We start from the raw sequence: 19,267 nt of genomic DNA on the forward strand, positions 1-19,267 counted from the left end.
TCCCTCTATTGTAACCTTCATAAACAAACAACTAATTGATTAATAATGAAAAATACCTATTGTTATACAATAATAGTCAAGTATAACAATTGAAACAAATCACCAAATAAACTGTGCTGTCCATCACGATATACTATGATAATCCTTTCTATTTAGCTTTGTTATCTCGTATTTGGTTAAAATACTGTTACAAAACAGCATAATTAACCATTTAATCTGTTTTTTATAAAAATAGGCGACGAATAAGATTAAAATAAATAAGGAAGTGTATAACCAAAAGAGAATACTTTTTTCGATAGAATTAAATTCTATCATATCCCATGGATTTACTTTTCTTGAAGAAAGCGCGCTACAAACAGTAAAGAGTTTATTGTCCGTAGCGCTTAGATCATAAGGGAATAAGTGGCGTGATCTTAATAACCCCGTTCTAAGATTGGTTTTAAGAATCTTGCAGTATGTGAGCCTTCAAACTCTGCAACTTGCTCTGGTGTGCCTGACACTAAAATTTGACCACCACCGCTTCCGCCTTCAGGGCCAAGATCCACAATCCAGTCTGCTGTTTTGATCACATCAAGATTGTGTTCAATAACAACAATAGTATTACCTTGGTCGCGTAACTGATGAAGCACTTCAAGTAACAACTCAATATCAGCAAAGTGAAGCCCTGTTGTAGGCTCATCAAGAATATAAAGAGTCTGTCCTGTACCGCGTTTTGACAACTCTTTTGCTAACTTAACTCGCTGCGCTTCACCACCCGATAAAGTCGTTGCTGATTGTCCCAAGCGAATATAAGAAAGGCCAACATCAATCAATGTTTGTAGTTTACGAGCCAACGCAGGCACAGCATCAAAGAACTCTCTCGCCTCTTCAATGGTCATATCCAACGCTTCGTGAATATTTTTCCCTTTGTATTTAACTTCAAGGGTTTCACGGTTATAACGCTGACCTTTACATTGATCACAAGGTACATACACATCAGGTAAGAAATGCATTTCAACTTTTAAAACGCCATCGCCTTGGCAAGCCTCACAACGACCACCTTTTACGTTGAAACTGAACCGACCCGGTGTATAACCACGAGTACGAGATTCAGGTACACCCGCAAATAACTCACGAATAGGTGTAAAGACACCGGTATAAGTTGCAGGGTTTGAACGAGGAGTACGACCAATTGGGCTTTGGTTAATATCAATAACTTTATCGAAATATTCTAGCCCTTCAACATCTAAATAAGGCGCAGGTACGCTATTTGTAGCCCCATTTAATTGGCGTTGTGCAATAGGGAATAACGTATCGTTAATCAGCGTTGATTTACCTGATCCCGAAACACCTGTAATGCAGGTAAATAAACCTACTGGTAATTTTAGATTTACATTTTTTAAGTTATTGCCTTTTGCGCCAAGAATGGTCAGCATTTTTTCGCGATCAACAGGTACACGTTGCTCTGGAATTGCGATACGACGCTCACCACTTAAGAATTTCCCCGTTAATGAATTCGGGTTATTAATAATATCTTCAAGAGTCCCTTGAGCGACAATTTCACCACCATGAACACCCGCACCAGGGCCAATATCAATAACATGATCAGCGGCACGGATAGCGTCTTCATCATGCTCTACAACGATCACGGTATTACCCAAATTACGTAAGTGGATCAGCGTTTCAAGTAGACGATCGTTATCTCGTTGGTGTAACCCAATTGAAGGTTCATCCAAGACATACATTACGCCAACTAATCCTGCACCAATCTGACTCGCCAGGCGAATACGTTGTGCTTCACCGCCTGATAAGGTTTCCGCTGAACGAGAAAGTGTGAGGTAATTTAAGCCGACATTGACCAAAAATTTTAGTCGATCACTAATCTCTTTTAAGACTTTTTCGGCAATTTTCGCACGTTGACCACTGAGTTTGAGATTTTGGAAAAAGGTCATCGCATGACCAATACTGTAATCTGCAATTTCAGGCAATGTTGTATTTTCAACATACACATGGCGTGCTTCTCGGCGTAAACGTGTACCACCACAAGAGGCGCAAGAGCGATTACTAATATATTTAGAAAGCTCTTCACGTACCGCACTAGATTCTGTCTCGCGGTAACGGCGTTCCATATTATTTAATACACCTTCAAAAGGATGATGACGAACAACAACATCACCACGATCGTTTGTGTATTTAAATTCAATATTCTCTTTGCCTGAACCCGTTAAAATGACTTTTTGAATATTATCTGGTAACGAATCAAAGGGCGCTTCAACATCAAAATGATAATGTTCACCCAATGAGCGAAGCATTTGGAAATAGTAGAAGTTACGGCGATCCCATCCTTTAATTGCGCCACCAGCAAGAGAAATTTCTCTATTTTGGATCACTAATTCAGGATCAAAAAACTGCTGAACACCTAAACCATCACAAGTTGGACAAGCACCAGCAGGATTATTAAAGGAGAATAAACGAGGCTCTAACTCGCTCATACTGTAACCACAAACAGGGCAAGCAAAGTTTGCAGAGAAAACAATATCATCGGCATTGTTATCATCCATATCAGAGATAACAGCGGTACCACCAGAAAGTTCTAATGCGGTTTCAAAAGATTCTGCTAAACGTTGGGCGAGATCGTCACGCACTTTAAAACGGTCAATCACCACCTCAATGGTATGTTTTTTCTGTAATTCTAATGTTGGCGGATCAGAGAGATCGCATACTTCGCCATCAATACGCGCACGAATATAACCTTGGGCAGCAAGATTGTTGAGTAACTTAATATGCTCGCCTTTACGCTCTTTTACCACAGGCGCTAACAGCATTAAGCGCTTGCCCTCTGGTTGCTCAAGTACATTATCAACCATTTGGCTCACTGTTTGAGCGGCTAATGGAATATCATGATCAGGACAACGAGGCTCACCTACACGAGCAAATAAAAGACGCAGGTAGTCGTGAATTTCTGTAATTGTTCCCACTGTCGAACGCGGGTTATGCGACGTAGATTTCTGCTCAATCGAAATAGCGGGAGATAAACCTTCAATATGATCAACATCAGGTTTTTCCATTAACGAAAGAAACTGACGAGCATAAGCAGAAAGCGATTCCACATAGCGTCGCTGCCCTTCTGCATAAAGCGTGTCAAAGGCTAAAGAAGATTTACCTGAACCAGAAAGCCCCGTAATAACAATCAGTTTATCGCGAGGAATGATCAAATTGATATTTTTTAGATTATGGGTGCGAGCGCCCCGTACTTCGATTTTATCCATGAATATATCCCGGATTGAGAGAGTCGCCGAAAAAGAAAGAATCGGATAATTATGACACAAAGTTAACTGAATGGATATACAGTATATATAGTGAAATTGATTGATGATGTAACTCTGTCATTTTGATACAAAAAAATGTCGACAATGTTCACAATTGAGAAATTCATCACACGTCATATTCAAATTTTAGCGTACGTGATAAACTTATTCGCTTATGATTTCAAAAAATTTACTTTCGCAGGAGTACCTCACATGGCGAGCAGAGGCGTAAACAAAGTTATTCTTATCGGTAATTTAGGGCAGGATCCAGAAATCCGTTATATGCCAAGTGGCGGTGCAGTTGCCAACCTAACACTGGCAACATCAGAAAGCTGGCGCGATAAACAAACCGGTGAAATGAAAGAAAAAACCGAGTGGCACCGTGTGGTAATTTTCGGCAAATTAGCGGAAATTGCAGGCGAATATCTGCGTAAAGGTTCACAAGTGTATATCGAAGGTCAATTACAAACACGTAAATGGCAAGACCAAAGCGGTCAAGACAGATATAGCACTGAAGTTGTTGTTAACATTGGTGGCTCAATGCAGATGTTAGGTGGCCGTGGTGGTCAAGATGGCGCACCTTCTCAAGGCGGCCAAGGCGGTTGGGGTCAACCACAACAGCCACAAGCATCACAACAATTTAGCGGTGGTGCACAATCTCGCCCAGCGCAACAACCTGCGGCAGCACCAGCGCCAAACAATGAACCACCAATGGATTTTGATGACGATATTCCGTTTTGAGGTTTACCTTAGACCTGGTTTCAAAACAAATTATCTAAAACCATCTAAAAAATTAACCCAGCTTAGGCTGGGTTTTTTATTGAGGCTCATTACAGGTCGCCATGAAAAGTTATTTTCACAAAACCCCACTTTACACAAAGGTTTACTCTTGAAAAATATGATAGGATCTGCGCCATTAACAACGTCTGAGAGCATCTGATCCCCATGAATGAAGAGAAATTGCTCGCTCAGGCAGAAAAGATCTGCCAGAAACGAGGTGTTCGCCTGACTTCACAACGTCTGGCAGTATTGCGTCTAATAGTGCAGCAACCTTCTGCTATCAGCGCATACGACTTATTGGATTTACTTCGCCAAGTTGAGCCACAAGCAAAACCGCCAACAGTTTATCGTGGGTTAGAGTTTTTACTTGAGCAAGGATTTATCCATAAAATAGAATCCACCAACAGTTATGTACTTTGTCATCATTTTGATGATGTTGAACATACGTCAGTAATGCTAATTTGTGACCGCTGTTTATCTGTCACTGAAAAGAATAGCCATAAAATCGAAAATTCGATTTCATTACTGGCAAAAGAGAGTGGATTTCATTTACGACATAGCGTCATCGAAATTCATGGATTGTGTTCACAGTGCCACGAAGCACAAGAGTGTACACATCCTGAAGGTTGTCATCATGATCACAGTATGGATGATAATCTTAAGCAGAAAAAAACGGGCGACTATAAGCCTCGTTGATTGAGTAACTGTCAGTAATTCTAGACATAAAAAAATGCAGATGATCTTGTGGTTTTACACATCATCTGCATCTTCATAAAATAAGTTGTATTGACTTACTTTGGTACAAATTACAGCCATTCGCCGTTACGAATAACCCCGACGGCTAAACCTTCCACAGTAAAGCTTTGCTCGCGTAAATCGACGATAATAGGTGAAAACTCTGGGTTTTCTGCATGAAGCTCAATTTTATTACCGCTTTTCTTAAAACGTTTTACTGTCACTTCATCTTCGATACGAGCCACAATAACTTGCCCGTTATGAACATCTTGCGTTTTATGCACAGCGAGTAAATCACCGTCCATAATACCGATATCTTTCATTGACATACCATTAACGCGCAATAAAAAATCTGCACTTGGTTTAAATAGCATTGGGTCAACTTGATAATGGCTTTCAATATGCTCTTGCGCTAAAAGTGGTTCACCAGCAGCGACTCGCCCAATTAATGGCAATCCTTCTGGCTCTTCTTCCATTAGCAAACGGATACCTCTGGATGCACCAGAGACAATTTCTATCACACCTTTACGAGCAAGAGCTTTTAAGTGCTCTTCTGCCGCATTTGGTGAGCGAAACCCAAGTTGGGAAGCTATTTCAGCCCGTGTTGGTGGCATACCCGTTTGCGAAATGTGATCACGAACCAAATCGTAAACCTGCTGCTGCCTTGCAGTTAATGCTTTCATTCCGCCCCCTGTTTGTTTATACAGTCAGACTGTGAGTATATACAGGTATATGACGATTTGAAACCTTAAATGAATATAAAACACGCATCTTTGGATTATTTTTCGACAAAAATCGAATTTTTTAACTTTATGCGAAGAAATGCCCCCAAAGAATGGTTACCCAAGTAAATAATCCCAATATAATAGCAATCAGAACGGCGGCAGAACCCATATCTTTTGCACGTCCGGATAATTCGTGGTATTCAGATCCAATTCGATCGACAACGGCTTCTATTGCACTATTTACAAGTTCCAAGATCACAACCAATACAACGGAACCAATGAGTAAAATGCGCTCTAGACCACTGACATCGATGAAAAATGAAAGGATAATTGCAACCAAGGTCACAATGGCTTCTTGTCTAAAAGCGGCTTCATTAATCCAAGCGGCACGAATGCCTTTGTATGAATAGCCACCAGCTTTGATGATTCGGGTAAGACCTTTATTTTGATTAGCCATAATAAACTCTATCGAAAACAAACGATTATTTTGCCACTTTTCTCTATTAATATTGTCACAGCACCACAGATCTACGAAAGACTTTCTGTTATGCTTTCGAAGTATTGCTAATAAGAGGCTACAACTATTTATGTCAGCTTGGCGTAAACTATATTATAACACATTGAATTTACCACTAAAATTACTGGTAAAAAGCAAACGAGTTCCGACTAATCCTATCACAGAATTAGGGCTAGATACGTCGCGATCTTTTCTTTATGTTCTGCCTTATCATTCCAAGGCGGACTTACTGACTTTAAGACAGCAATGTCTATCATTAGGATTGCCAGATCCACTGCAACCTATTGAAATAGGCGGAACAAAGCTCCCTGCATACGTCTTTATTGATGACGGTCCAAGAGTATTTCGTTACTACTCTCCCGATCCTCGTAAAGATTCCGTTAAGACATTCCACGCTTATCTTGATGCTCATCGAAATAACCCACATCTTGATATCGAGATGTTGCCAGTTTCGGTGATGTTTGGACGCTCTCCAGGTCGTGAAGGCCATAATGGCGTTCCACATCTACGTGTGCTTAACGGTATCCAGAAATTTATCGCTATCCTCTGGTTAGGTCGTGATAGTTTTGTTCGTTTTTCACCCACTGTATCAATGCGTGAAATGGCGAACGAACACGGTACTGACACCAGTATAGCTCGAAAACTTGCACGCGTTGCACGTATCCACTTTTCACGCCAGCGTTTAGCGGCTGTTGGCCCTAAATTGCCTGCACGCCAAGATCTCTTCAATAAATTACTTTCTTCGAAAGCCATTGAAAAAGCGATTGAAGATGAATCAAAAGCGAAGAAAATCTCACTGGATAAAGCACGTAAAAATGCCACTGATATCATGGAAGAAATTGCAGCTAATTTCTCATATGAAGCAGTGCGTATTAGTGATCGCGTATTAAGTTGGACATGGAATAAGCTCTACCAAGGTATCAACGTTTATAATGCCGAGCGAGTACGTAAACTCGCGCAAGATGGGCATGAAATCGTGTATGTTCCTTGTCACCGTAGCCATATGGACTACTTACTGCTTTCTTATGTGCTTTATCACCAAGGTTTAGTGCCCCCCCATATCGCGGCAGGTATTAACCTCAATTTCTGGCCAGCAGGTCCTATTTTTCGCCGTTTAGGGGCTTTCTTTATTCGAAGAACCTTTAAAGGTAACAAGCTTTACTCCACCATTTTCCGCGAATATTTAGGTGAGTTATTTACACGTGGCTACTCCATTGAATATTTTGTTGAAGGTGGGCGCTCTCGTACAGGTCGATTGTTAGATCCTAAAACAGGAACACTTTCAATGACAGTACAAGCCATGTTACGCGGTGAAACACGCCCTATCTCTGTTGTTCCAATTTATATTGGGTATGAGCACGTTATGGAAGTGGCAACCTATGCCAAAGAGTTACGTGGAGCAACAAAAGAGAAAGAAGGCTTTATGCAGATGGTCAGAGGATTACGTAAATTACGTAACCTTGGTCAAGGCTATGTGAACTTTGGTGAGCCGATTTCTGTTGTACAATACTTAAATCAGGCTGTACCACAATGGCGTGATGATATTGATCCCATTGAGCCACAACGCCCAAGTTGGTTAAACCCAGCAGTAAGCGCACTGGCTGATAACATTATGGTTAATATCAATAATGCAGCATCAATTAATGCGATCAACCTTGTTTCAACAGCCTTGTTGGCATCACGTCAGCGCGCACTCACAAGAGAGCAACTGCTAGAGCAAGTAGATTGTTATCTGCAATTATTACGCAATGTGCCTTATTCGACAGATATGATTGTGTCTGATAAAAATGCTGAAGCCTTATTAGAACACGCCCTACAATCAGATAAATTCCAAGTCGAAAAAGACAGTCTGGGTGATATTGTGGTACTTCCTCGTGAAAGCGCGGTATTAATGACTTATTACCGTAATAACACAATCCACTTAATGGTCACTCCGTCATTAATTGCAAGCATCATCTTACATCATGAAAAAATTCATCGTGATGATTTAATGAAACAAGTTGAGCTAATCTTCCCTCTTATTAAAGCGGAACTATTTATCCGTTATGAGAAAGAAGAACTCCCTGAAGTCATTAATACTCTGATTGCAGAATTGTGCCGCCAGCGCCTGATTTGTTGTGATAGTGATGGCTTACTGCGTATCAATCCAGCGCGTATTCGTCCATTACAGCTTTTAGCCGCCAGCGTTAGAGAAACATTACAACGCTATGGTATTACACTCTCTTTGCTCAATTTTGCCCCTGAAATTAGCCGTGCATTATTGGAAAAAGAGAGCCGTATCTTGGCACAACGTCTTTCTGTCTTACATGGTATCAACGCGCCTGAATTCTTTGATAAAGCAGTATTCTCTACGTTAGTTTCAACACTACGTGAAGAAGGGTATCTCAATGATAATGAAGATATTCTAAAGGCAGATGCTTCTGCTCTTTACCAAGTGATTGCAAAATTAATGTCACCAGAGATTCGTTTAACCATTGAAAGCGTGGGGATCACTGAAGATAACAATTCAGTACAAGCTGTTGACGAAAAAAGTGAGCCTAAAGCTGATGAATAATCAGTAAATAGTGCTATGACCGAAATAGAAAAGGGATAAGCTCATTGCTTATCCCTTTTTGTTTCTACTCAATAGTAGAGAATACTTCAGCGCTTACTTATATTAAAAATAACTAAATAAAATACCCGCAAATAAAACAAAACCAACATAGTTATTATTCATAAAAGCTTGGAAACACGGTGCTCTTTCACGCTCTGCAATAAGTTTCTGTTGATAAATAAACAGTGCGGTTACTAACAATAACGACCAGTAGTAGATACCTTTCAGGTTCAGCAAAATACCGATACCCACTAATAATGCCAACATCACCAGTTGTAAAATACCAATAATAATTTTGTCATAACGACCGAATAAAATGGCGGTAGATTTAACCCCAATTTTTATATCATCATTACGATCAACCATTGCATATTGCGTATCGTAAACAACAGACCAGATAATATTGACAAGGAATAATAACCAACACACTAATGGTAAACTTTCAGAGACGGCAGCAAATCCCATTGGGATTGACCAACCAAAAGCCATGCCTAAAATAAGCTGAGGTAAATTACTAAACCGCTTAACGAAAGGATAAAACCATGCTAGTGCAAGCCCAGCCACAGAGAGCCAAATAGTCATGGTATTAAGTGTTAGGACTAATGCAAAGGACAAGAGTACCAAAACAATAAATAAAATTTTGCTCTCTTTTTCTGTCACAGCCCCACTAGGTAATGGTCGATTTTTAGTTCGTTCAACACTGCCATCAATTTTCCGGTCAGCAAAGTCGTTTATTACACACCCAGCGGCACGCATAGAGAACACGCCAATAGTAAAGACAATCAGAATATGCCAATCAGGAAAGCCTTTAGCAGCAATCCATAAAGCCCAATAAGTTGGCCAAAGTAATAATAGCGCTCCGATAGGTTTATCTATACGCATTAAACGGCTATATGCTTGCCATTTACTTTGCGTCATACTTCCCTCCAATTTTAGCTCCCCCTAATTACTTCTCATACACTGGTGATGCAGGTAGAAACATCTCGGTTAATAATAAAGGTTTATCTGAAAGCTGGAAACGAGAACGGCGTAGCCAATACCCATTTTGTTGCCCGATATGAATAAAATCACGACTTAAGGTTGTTTCCTGAAACAGATAACGCCCAAGTGGAACGGTTCTTAGATTGACCAGTTTTCTATCTTCGCCTGTCAATGTCTCTTCTGGTACTAACGTCCGTCCTAATAACCAAGGAATATCGTCACCACACAATACCACTTCTCTTAACCAATAACGCTGACTTTTGGGTAAACACGCTTTTTCGTCAGCGGGTTCAATAATGTCAATAAATCCTTCTTGATAAGGCATCACTGTAACTTTTTGACAATGCTGTTCAAACCGTTGTGTCATTGAGCCTAATTCCATTAACCAACTTAATGTACTTTCTTTAATATTTTCATGTTCCTCACTGGGTAACCAATGGATAGGAGCAGGGGTAATTATTGATTTTTTGAACATTATTTCATCATCACGCGTTGATGATCCTAGCTTGTGTGAGTCATGATGCATAAGGATATCATGATGTGACTAAGGGAAGTTAAAAGCTGATAACATTTCGCATAAATAATCTAAAAAAGCGTTAAAAGAAAATTAGATTGGGTGCTAAATAATCAAAAAACAAAGGAGGTTATAAAAACCTCCTTTTTATCTAACCAACTACTTATATTCAGTTTATTCGATTAACGCCATGCTTTATAACGATTAATCAGATTATTTGTTGAGCTATCATGGCTGTTAACACTTTCCTTACCTTTTAATTCAGGAAGAATACGATTAGCCAACTGTTTACCTAATTCAACACCCCATTGGTCAAAGGTGAAGATATTGAAAATAACACCTTGTACAAAGATCTTATGTTCATACATTGCAATCAATGCACCTAATGAATAAGGCGTAATCTCTTTTAACAGAATAGAGTTAGTTGGGCGATTACCTTCGAACACTTTGAAAGGTGCAACATATCCCATGGTTTTAGGATCTTTTCCTGCTGCGGCAAATTCAGCATCAACTTGCTCACGAGTTTTACCAAAAGCGAGCGCTTCTGTTTGCGCAAAGAAGTTAGACATCAATTTTGCGTGGTGATCAGATAATGGATTATGGCTAATTGCAGGTGCAATGAAATCACAAGGGATAATTTTTGTACCTTGATGGATCAATTGATAAAACGCATGTTGGCCATTTGTACCTGGTTCGCCCCAAATAATAGGACCGGTTTGATAACTGACTTTATTTCCATCGCGATCAATATACTTACCATTCGATTCCATATTGCCTTGTTGGAAGTAAGCAGCAAAACGATGCATGTATTGATCGTATGGCAGAATCGCTTCAGTTTCTGTGCCAAAAAAATTGTTATACCAAATGCCGATCAGAGCGAGGATCATTGGGATGTTATTTTCAGCATCTGTGGTTCTAAAGTGATTATCCATTGCATGAGCACCTTCCAGCAATTGCTCAAAGTTGTCATAACCAACAGATAATGCGATAGATAAACCAATTGCTGACCATAATGAATAACGACCACCAACCCAATCCCAGAATTCAAACATATTGGCAGTATCAATACCAAATTTTGCCACTTCTGTGCTGTTTGTGGATAACGCCACAAAGTGTTTAGCAACAAATGCACTCTCTTTAGCTGAGGCTAAGAACCAATCTCTTGCTGAGTGCGCATTTGTCATGGTTTCTTGAGTGGTAAATGTTTTTGATGCGATGAGGAATAGCGTCGTTTCAGGATCACATTTTTTCAGTGTTTCTGCGATATGTGTACCATCAACATTAGAAACAAAATGCATAGTAAGATGATTTTTATACGGACGTAATGCTTCTGTCACCATATAAGGGCCAAGATCAGAACCACCAATACCAATATTCACAACATCAGTAATCGCCTTACCAGTATAACCCTTCCATTCACCACTAATAATACGCTCACTGAACTTCTTCATTTTATTCAGTACAGCATTCACTTCTGGCATTACATCTTTGCCATCAACGATAACGGGAGCATTGCTACGATTACGTAATGCGGTATGCAATACAGCACGATCTTCAGTACGGTTGATTTTTTCACCCGTAAACATGCTATTTATCGCACCTTCAACATCACATTCCTTAGCCAAAGCCTGCAATTTCTCTAATGTTTCTTTCGTAATACGGTTTTTTGAAAAATCCACTAGAATTTGGTCTGAAAACGTTTTTGAAAATTGCTCAAAGCGTGATGGTTCCTGAGCAAACAGTGTTTTCATCTCGGTATCTTTGATAACCGAAAAATGGTTTTCTAATGCCTTCCAGGCTAAGGTTTGGGTTGGGTTTACATTTTTCATTCACAATACTCTCTTAAGATTACAATCCAATATTCTCAGATTGTAGCCTGACATTTAATAGTTACAGTCAATTCTTTCTCATTTGATGATATTGGTCAAAACCATTCAATAAATCTAGTACTAATTACTTACATAGGTAAAACCGATAATGCGGAGCTGATTATTAATTAAATTGATTATTCTTCACTCTGCATTGACTCTCTACTTAATAACCGATATTCCTAAGTGTGTCCAACATCTCATTTTTGCCTAAAGGAATACGACAATGACTGATAATACTGCTACGCCTTCATCATCTTCTTCTCCATACACTATCGCTAAATTTGGTGGCACCAGTGTTGCTAACTTTTCAGCAATGGAAAAATGCGCAGATATTATTCTTAAACAAAAGTCAGTTCGTGTTGTTGTTCTTTCGGCATCTGCGGGAATTACTAATTTATTAATTGAACTTGCAGCAGGGGCTGAGCCTTCACAACGAGATGCTTTGCTGTCACAAGTTCGTGATATTGAATACGCCATTATTAATCAGCTTTCTCAGCCAGACATTATTTCTCAAGAAATAAACCGCCTGCTTGAGAATATTGAGATGCTCTCTGAAGCGGCTTCACTTGCTACATCTGACGCATTGACAGACGAATTAGTCAGTCACGGCGAATTAATGTCAACATTGCTATTTGTTGAATTATTACGTGAAAAAGGCATACAGGCAGATTGGTTTGATGTCAGAAAAGTGATGAAAACAAATGATCTATTTTGTCATGCTGAACCTGATATGGCACAACTTACCGAGCTCACAAAAAGCCTTATTCAACCTCGTCTAGAAGAAACCGTTATTGTCACTCAAGGTTTTATTGGTCAAGAGCCTAAAGGTAGAACCACAACACTAGGACGTGGTGGTAGCGACTATACCGCGGCACTTATTGGTGAAGCGCTGGGAATGTCTCGTGTGGATATTTGGACGGATGTACCAGGTATTTACAGTACCGACCCAAGAATAGTGCCAGAGGCACATCGTATTGATCAAATCGCCTTTAATGAAGCGGCTGAAATGGCAACTTTTGGTGCTAAAATATTGCATCCTGCCACATTATTACCTGCTGTTCGTAGTGGTATTCCGGTGTTTGTTGGCTCAAGCAAAGCACCAGAAGAAGGCGGCACTTTAGTTTGTGCTCAAACAGAAAATCCACCCGTATTCCGCGCGATTGCATTACGTAGAAAGCAAACGTTGCTCACATTACATAGCCTAAAAATGCTTCATGCGCGTGGCTTCTTGGCAGAAATTTTCACCATCTTATCACGCCACCATATTTCAGTTGATGTGATAACAACATCTGAAGTCAGTATTGCTTTAACTCTTGATACAACAGGTACAACAAATTCATCAGGCAGTTTATTAACAAATGCCTTATTAACAGAGCTTTCTGCATTATGCCGTGTTGAAGTAGAAGAAGATCTGGCATTAGTTGCCGTAATTGGTAACTCACTTTCACAAGTGAATGGTTTAGGTATTAAAATTTTCGGGACATTAGAAGATTACAATATTCGTATGATAAGCCATGGTGCAAGTACCCATAATTTATGTTTATTAGTTGATGGCAAAGATGCGGATAATATTGTGCGTAAATTACATGATACTTTGTTTTAATTAATGATTAATTATCAATATATAAAAGAGAGATAAGAAATTATTTCTCTTTTATTTTTTAGCCTTAATTTTATTAATGATACAAGTTTTAAAGTCATGTTCCTTACCTTGATTAAAATAAAGTTACCCAGTCAATAAATAAGGTAATTAACACATGAAAGTATATAATGACTTTAGTATCTTTGATATTCTTAAAAATGCCGAAAGTAAAAAATCCATTTCAAAATCCGAGTTTGAAAACATAAAAGGTGAAATAGTATCACTTCGTAATCAAGTTATGTTTAATGAGGCTAATAAAAGTGATTCTGCTTTTTATAAAGGTGTTCCCGAACCTGAAACAGTAAAATTTTTATACCATGTAGAAGTCAATAAAAATGAGCAGACAAAGATAAATCCAGACTATAACGAAATGCTTGTAAATTCAGATTGCGCCAAGCTTATGTTAAGTTTGTATAACAAGACTGGAAATAAAATAGCACATAAAGAAGAGAATATAAAATTTTATAAAGATGTTTTGAAAAATAATGAACATCTAACCACAATAAAAGAAAATATCAAAATTAACAAAGAGTTAATTAAATTATCAATTGAGATGATATTAAAAAAATTCACAGAATTAGTTGGAAACTGTCATGATACCTCAGATAAAGAGAGTGAAATAAAAGAGTATCAAGAAAAGTTAAATTCTATATCAGATTATATTAATAACTCAAGTATTGATAATTTACTTAATGGTAAAGATATAGAAAAAAAACGTTTCACATTAGATATAAATAACTACCTAAAAAGCTCAACAATCATTAAAGATATTTTAATTGAAATAATTAAAAAATATAATTCGGATAATTTTATATTATCTCACGTTAACGATCTCTCAAACAGCCCTATTATCTTGAATAAGATAGAGGAACACCTAAATCTTGTAAATACAATGAACAGCAAGATTTAAAAACATCTGTAATCATATACTTCTATTTTAATTTAAATAAGCTTCCCTAAAAGAGAAGCTTATTTTTATAGAAAATTAATAAACCCGATAACCACCGTATTTTTTGGCAAATTGATTAAATTTGCCGAAATCAATTAAAGCAATTTCTAAAGAACGATGAGCAAGATGAGACATCTTTGCAATTTTTTCGACAAAAACACGGTTATCTTCTAGCAACTTAGTGGTAAGCGTAGCTGCAATTATTTCGCACTCTTTCGGTGTCACTATCCAACCATCATTGGTGGCAAACTTACGAATGGGGATATTGCCTTCTTTCTCACTTTCTTTTGCTAATAGAGCCTCTTCTTCTTTCATTGCCTGTTTAAATAACACAATTTCCTCTTCAACAGGCTCAGGGGAAGTAGGAATTTTATGATAAATATAGTCACCGACCTCTTCGATTCGTGCCGGTGTCATTTCGGCTTTCAGCCAAATTTTATCAAATGCTTTTTCATCTAAAATAGCATCGGTATCTAAGCTTCCTGTTAGTTGCATCAGATTTAAAAAAGCATTAATTAAAACTTCACTTAATGGATAATTTCCTTTTGCTAAAGAAGGAAACGGCACCTCAGCGCCAGCAGGTGGGGTTTTCTGAAGGTACAAAGTATAGTTCATTGTAATGTCCTTTTTTCTGATACAGGTTCACTGCTTAAACATCTTTAATGGGAGCGACTAGTGAGAATAACAAGGGGATATTACTATCCCCTCACTATTTATTACATTATTGAGATCTGAAAATAAAAATAAACTAAGACTCATACCCTAAATTAGGCGCTAACCAACGTTCAACTTCACTCACGCTCATTTCTCGGCGTTTTGCGTAATCTTCAACCTGATCTTTTTGAATTTGAGCAACAGCAAAATATTTACTGTCAGGATGACTAAAATACCAACCCGATACTGAAGCACCAGGCCACATAGCATAAGCATCTGTCAGTTTCATCCCAATGCGATTTTCAACATCAAGTAATTGCCAAATTTTGGCTTTTTCTGTGTGCTCAGGGCAGGCAGGATACCCCGGCGCAGGTCGCGTTCCCTGATATTTCTCTCGAATAAGTTCGTCATTGGAAAGGTTTTCATCAGGGCTATAACCCCAAATCTTTGTTCTGACCAATTGATGAAGGTATTCCGCAAACGCTTCAGCAAGACGGTCTGATAATGCTTTCACCATAATTTTATTGTAGTCATCATGGGCATTACCATAAGCATTCGCGAGAGCATCTTCTTCTAATCCGCCCGTAACGGCAAAAGCACCAAAATAATCAGCAATACCACTTTCAACAGGGGCAATAAAATCGGCTAAGCAGTAATTAGGAAAATCATTTTTCTCCGTTTGTTGACGTAAATGACAGCTTCGCACAAGTACTTGGTGGCGGCTTTCATCTTGATAAATTACAATATCATCACCCAGACGATTGGCGGGAAATAGCCCCATAATTCCTTTAGGTGTTAATAATTTTTCACGACTTAGTTTATCCAGCATCGCATTTGCATCGGCAAATACGCGCTTTGCTTCTTCACCGACTACATCATCTTCTAAAATTCGCGGATATTTTCCAGCTAACGACCATGTCATAAAGAAAGGTGTCCAATCGATATATTCACGCAATGTTTTAATGCTTGCGGTAATTTCTTGTACACCTAATTGATTTGGTTTTGGCGGTGTGTAATTTTGCCAATCAATTTGTAGCGCATTTGATCGTGCAATATCTAAAGAAACAGGCGGTGTGCGTGGTTTCTTTCTGGCGTATTGCTGACGTACGACTTCATATTCACGCCGTGTTTTAGCAACAAAATCGGCTTTTTGGGTTTCAGATAATAGTGCAGCAACAACACCTACGGTTCTCGATGCATTTTGTACATAAACAGTAGGATGACTATAATTCGGCTCTATTTTTACTGCGGTATGTGCTTTAGATGTTGTTGCTCCACCAATCATTAATGGTAAAGAAAAACCGCGCCTTTCCATCTCTTTGGCAACATTCACCATTTCATCAAGTGAAGGTGTGATCAGCCCTGAAAGACCAATAATATCAACTTTTTCATCAATCGCGGTTTGTAGGATCTTATCGCAAGGCACCATTACACCCAGATCAATAATCTCATAGTTATTACACTGCAAAACGACACCAACAATATTTTTACCGATATCGTGAACATCCCCTTTTACGGTAGCCAGTAAAATTTTACCCGCGGAAGTACCTGCTTGTTTTGTCGCTTGAATATAAGGTTCGAGATAAGCGACCGCTTGTTTCATCACACGAGCTGATTTCACAACTTGAGGTAAGAACATTTTACCTTCACCAAACAAATCACCGACAGTATTCATGCCATTCATCAATGGCCCTTCAATCACTTCAATGGGGCTTGATGCTTGTTGGCGACAAGCTTCGGTATCTTCAACAATAAACTCAGTGATCCCCTTAACTAAAGCGTACTCTAGACGTTTCTCAACATTCCATTGCCGCCACTCGGCAAGTTGATGATTTTGCTCATCACCTTTAGTGCCACGATAACGTTCTGCCAGTGCTAATAAATTATCTGTACTCTCTTCATGGCGGTTTAAAATGACATCTTCTACCGCATTACGCAGTTCATCAGGTAATGAGTCATAAATGGCGAGTTGCCCCGCATTGACAATCCCCATATCCATACCATTTTTTACTGCGTAATAAAGAAAAACAGAGTGAATAGCTTCACGAACAGGATCATTACCACGAAAAGAGAATGAGACGTTAGAAACACCTCCTGAAATTAAGGCATAAGGCAGTTGAGATTTAATATCCGCACAGACTTCAATAAAATCAACAGCATAATTATTATGCTCTGCAATGCCTGTTGCGACGGCAAATATATTAGGATCAAAAATAATATCTTCAGGTGGAAAACCCGCTTGCTCGGTTAATAACTGATAAGCTCGGCGACAAATTTCAATTTTGCGTTCTCGAGTATCAGCTTGTCCTACTTCATCAAACGCCATAACAACAACAGCAGCACCGTATTTACGTACCAATTTAGCGTGTTCAAGAAAAGGTAGTTCTCCTTCTTTCATCGAAATGGAGTTAACAATTCCTTTGCCTTGAATGCATTTTAGCCCTTCTTCAATCACTTCCCATTTTGAAGAGTCAATCATCACCGGAACTTTGGCAATATCAGGCTCACCCGCAATGAGATTGAGAAAACGTGTCATCGCTTCGACGGCATCTAGCATGCCTTCATCCATGTTGATATCAATGATTTGAGCACCGTTTTCAACTTGCTGGCGGGCAACATCTAACGCTTCTTGATAATTACCTTCTTTTATCAAGCGCTTAAATTTAGCAGAGCCTGTGACATTGGTTCGTTCACCCACATTCACAAATAGTGAATTCTCATCAATAACTAATGGTTCAAGACCTGAAAGACGACACGCTTTTTTCAAGGAAGGTAATACTCTTGGCGCAATACCTTCTATCGCTTGTGAAATGGCGAGAATATGCGCAGGTGTTGTTCCGCAGCACCCACCCACAATATTGAGAAAACCAGCTTGCGCCCACTCTTTAATTTGCTCCGCCATTTCTTGGGCATCTAAATCATAGCCTCCAAAAGCGTTAGGCAAACCAGCATTAGGGTGAGCACTAACATAGGTTTCAGAAATTTGTGAAAGCGTTTGAATATATTGGCGTAATTCTTTGGGGCCTAACGCACAGTTTAAACCGAATGAGAGTGCATCAACATGGCGTAAAGAGTGGTAAAACGCTTCTGTTGTTTGACCCGTTAAGGTTCTTCCTGAAGCATCTGTAATGGTGCCAGAGATCATCACAGGTAATTCAATATTGAGCGATTCAAACTCACATTTAATGGCGAAAATAGCCGCCTTCGCGTTTAGTGTGTCGAAAATAGTTTCGACCATAATTAAATCAACACCACCTTTAATTAATCCACGCGTTGCTTCTCGATAAGCGTCCACCAGCTTATCAAATGAAACGTTACGAAAGGCAGGATCATTAACATCAGGAGATATAGAAGCCGTTCTGTTTGTCGGTCCCAAAACACCCGCTACATAACGGGGCTTATCAGGTGTTAAGGCACTCCATTTATCTGCGCAGGTTTTAGCTAATTTTGCGGCTTCTTCGTTCAGCTCAAAACAGAGTGACTCCATCTGATAATCAGCCATCGCAATAGACGTTGAGTTAAAGGTATTGGTTTCAACAATATCAGCACCCGCTTGAAAATAAGCATCATGTATATCTGCAATGATCTGAGGTTGTGTTAAAACTAAAAGATCATTATTTCCTTTAACATCACAATCCCAATCAGCAAAACGCTCACCTCGATAATCGACTTCTGTAAGTTGATGTTGCTGGATCATCGTTCCCATTGCGCCATCAAGTACTAAAATACGTTTTCCTAATGCTTCCACCAGTTGTTGTTTTATGTTTGCCACGTTGTTTCCTCTTAATTGAGAATGCTTTTGTGCTGGTTTTTTTATTGTTATTTCGTTGTTTTTTTATCCTACCATATCTTTTTGCAAAGATTTCTAAGGAGAAGATGAGAGATTTTCACTCAGTGATAAATGCTTTTAATAAATATTTCTTATCACACATTTTGTTTTGAAAAATGCGGTGATCGGAGGAGTTTTATTACACGAGATAGTTCATAATAGATATTAATATGGATAGCATTTCTGGAGT

At 38.9% G+C, this 19,267-nt stretch carries 13 protein-coding genes; 5 read left to right on the top strand and 8 right to left on the bottom strand.

Annotated features, from left to right (window positions below; translation table 11 throughout):
- Positions 1–413: 413 nt before the first annotated feature.
- Positions 414–3,248, bottom strand: a complete 2,835-nt coding sequence (uvrA, locus tag CBE70_RS08675; protein WP_100159026.1) for an excinuclease ABC subunit UvrA — start codon at positions 3,246–3,248, stop codon at positions 414–416.
- A 252-nt stretch (positions 3,249–3,500) separates the two neighbouring features.
- On the opposite strand from uvrA, the gene ssb1 reads away from it, so the two are divergent.
- Positions 3,501–4,028, top strand: a complete 528-nt coding sequence (gene ssb1, locus CBE70_RS08680) for a single-stranded DNA-binding protein SSB1 (protein WP_088494417.1) — start codon at positions 3,501–3,503, stop codon at positions 4,026–4,028.
- Between the two features lie 204 nt (positions 4,029–4,232).
- A complete protein-coding gene (zur, locus tag CBE70_RS08685; protein ID WP_100159027.1) occupies positions 4,233–4,763 on the top strand; it encodes a zinc uptake transcriptional repressor Zur in 531 nt (176 codons plus the stop codon).
- 110 nt (positions 4,764–4,873) lie between these two features.
- Here zur and lexA read toward each other — a convergent pair whose 3' ends face one another.
- On the bottom strand, positions 4,874–5,485 hold the full coding sequence (gene lexA, locus CBE70_RS08690) for a transcriptional repressor LexA (RefSeq protein ID WP_023583074.1): 612 nt from the start codon (positions 5,483–5,485) through the stop codon (positions 4,874–4,876).
- A gap of 127 nt (positions 5,486–5,612) precedes the next feature.
- Positions 5,613–5,984: a diacylglycerol kinase gene (locus tag CBE70_RS08695; RefSeq protein WP_006536373.1), complete on the bottom strand. Its 372-nt coding sequence runs from the start codon at positions 5,982–5,984 to the stop codon at positions 5,613–5,615.
- 130 nt (positions 5,985–6,114) lie between these two features.
- Here CBE70_RS08695 and plsB point away from each other — a divergent pair, with 130 nt between their 5' ends.
- The gene (gene plsB / locus CBE70_RS08700; protein ID WP_100159028.1) at positions 6,115–8,598 is read left to right on the top strand and encodes a glycerol-3-phosphate 1-O-acyltransferase PlsB; all 2,484 of its coding nucleotides are present in this window, start codon (positions 6,115–6,117) and stop codon (positions 8,596–8,598) included.
- A 102-nt stretch (positions 8,599–8,700) separates the two neighbouring features.
- Here the strand turns inward: plsB and ubiA are convergent, their stop codons facing one another.
- The 3 genes from ubiA to pgi form a co-directional block, all read right to left on the bottom strand.
- Positions 8,701–9,555 carry a 4-hydroxybenzoate octaprenyltransferase gene (gene ubiA / locus CBE70_RS08705; RefSeq protein ID WP_100159029.1) on the bottom strand — a complete coding sequence of 285 codons (855 nt, stop codon included), beginning with the start codon at positions 9,553–9,555 and terminating at the stop codon, positions 8,701–8,703.
- 28 nt (positions 9,556–9,583) lie between these two features.
- Positions 9,584–10,093: a chorismate lyase gene (gene ubiC, locus CBE70_RS08710; protein ID WP_100159046.1), complete on the bottom strand. Its 510-nt coding sequence runs from the start codon at positions 10,091–10,093 to the stop codon at positions 9,584–9,586.
- A 221-nt stretch (positions 10,094–10,314) separates the two neighbouring features.
- Positions 10,315–11,961 carry a glucose-6-phosphate isomerase gene (gene pgi, locus CBE70_RS08715; RefSeq protein ID WP_100159030.1) on the bottom strand — a complete coding sequence of 549 codons (1,647 nt, stop codon included), beginning with the start codon at positions 11,959–11,961 and terminating at the stop codon, positions 10,315–10,317.
- A 265-nt stretch (positions 11,962–12,226) separates the two neighbouring features.
- Between pgi and lysC the strand changes: the two genes are divergently transcribed.
- Positions 12,227–13,606, top strand: coding sequence for a lysine-sensitive aspartokinase 3 (gene lysC / locus CBE70_RS08720; RefSeq protein ID WP_100159031.1), 1,380 nt, complete (start codon positions 12,227–12,229; stop codon positions 13,604–13,606).
- 154 nt (positions 13,607–13,760) lie between these two features.
- Positions 13,761–14,555 carry a hypothetical protein gene (locus CBE70_RS08725; protein WP_100159032.1) on the top strand — a complete coding sequence of 265 codons (795 nt, stop codon included), beginning with the start codon at positions 13,761–13,763 and terminating at the stop codon, positions 14,553–14,555.
- Positions 14,556–14,630: 75 nt separating this feature from the next.
- Here the strand turns inward: CBE70_RS08725 and CBE70_RS08730 are convergent, their stop codons facing one another.
- Together CBE70_RS08730 and metH are read right to left on the bottom strand one after the other, a co-directional pair.
- Positions 14,631–15,209, bottom strand: a complete 579-nt coding sequence (locus CBE70_RS08730) for a hypothetical protein (RefSeq protein WP_232797380.1) — start codon at positions 15,207–15,209, stop codon at positions 14,631–14,633.
- Between the two features lie 133 nt (positions 15,210–15,342).
- A complete protein-coding gene (gene metH / locus CBE70_RS08735; protein WP_100159034.1) occupies positions 15,343–19,020 on the bottom strand; it encodes a methionine synthase in 3,678 nt (1,225 codons plus the stop codon).
- Between the last annotated feature and the right edge of the window lie 247 nt (positions 19,021–19,267).

This window comes from Proteus columbae (assembly GCF_002777965.1).
Taxonomy (GTDB): domain Bacteria; phylum Pseudomonadota; class Gammaproteobacteria; order Enterobacterales; family Enterobacteriaceae; genus Proteus; species Proteus columbae.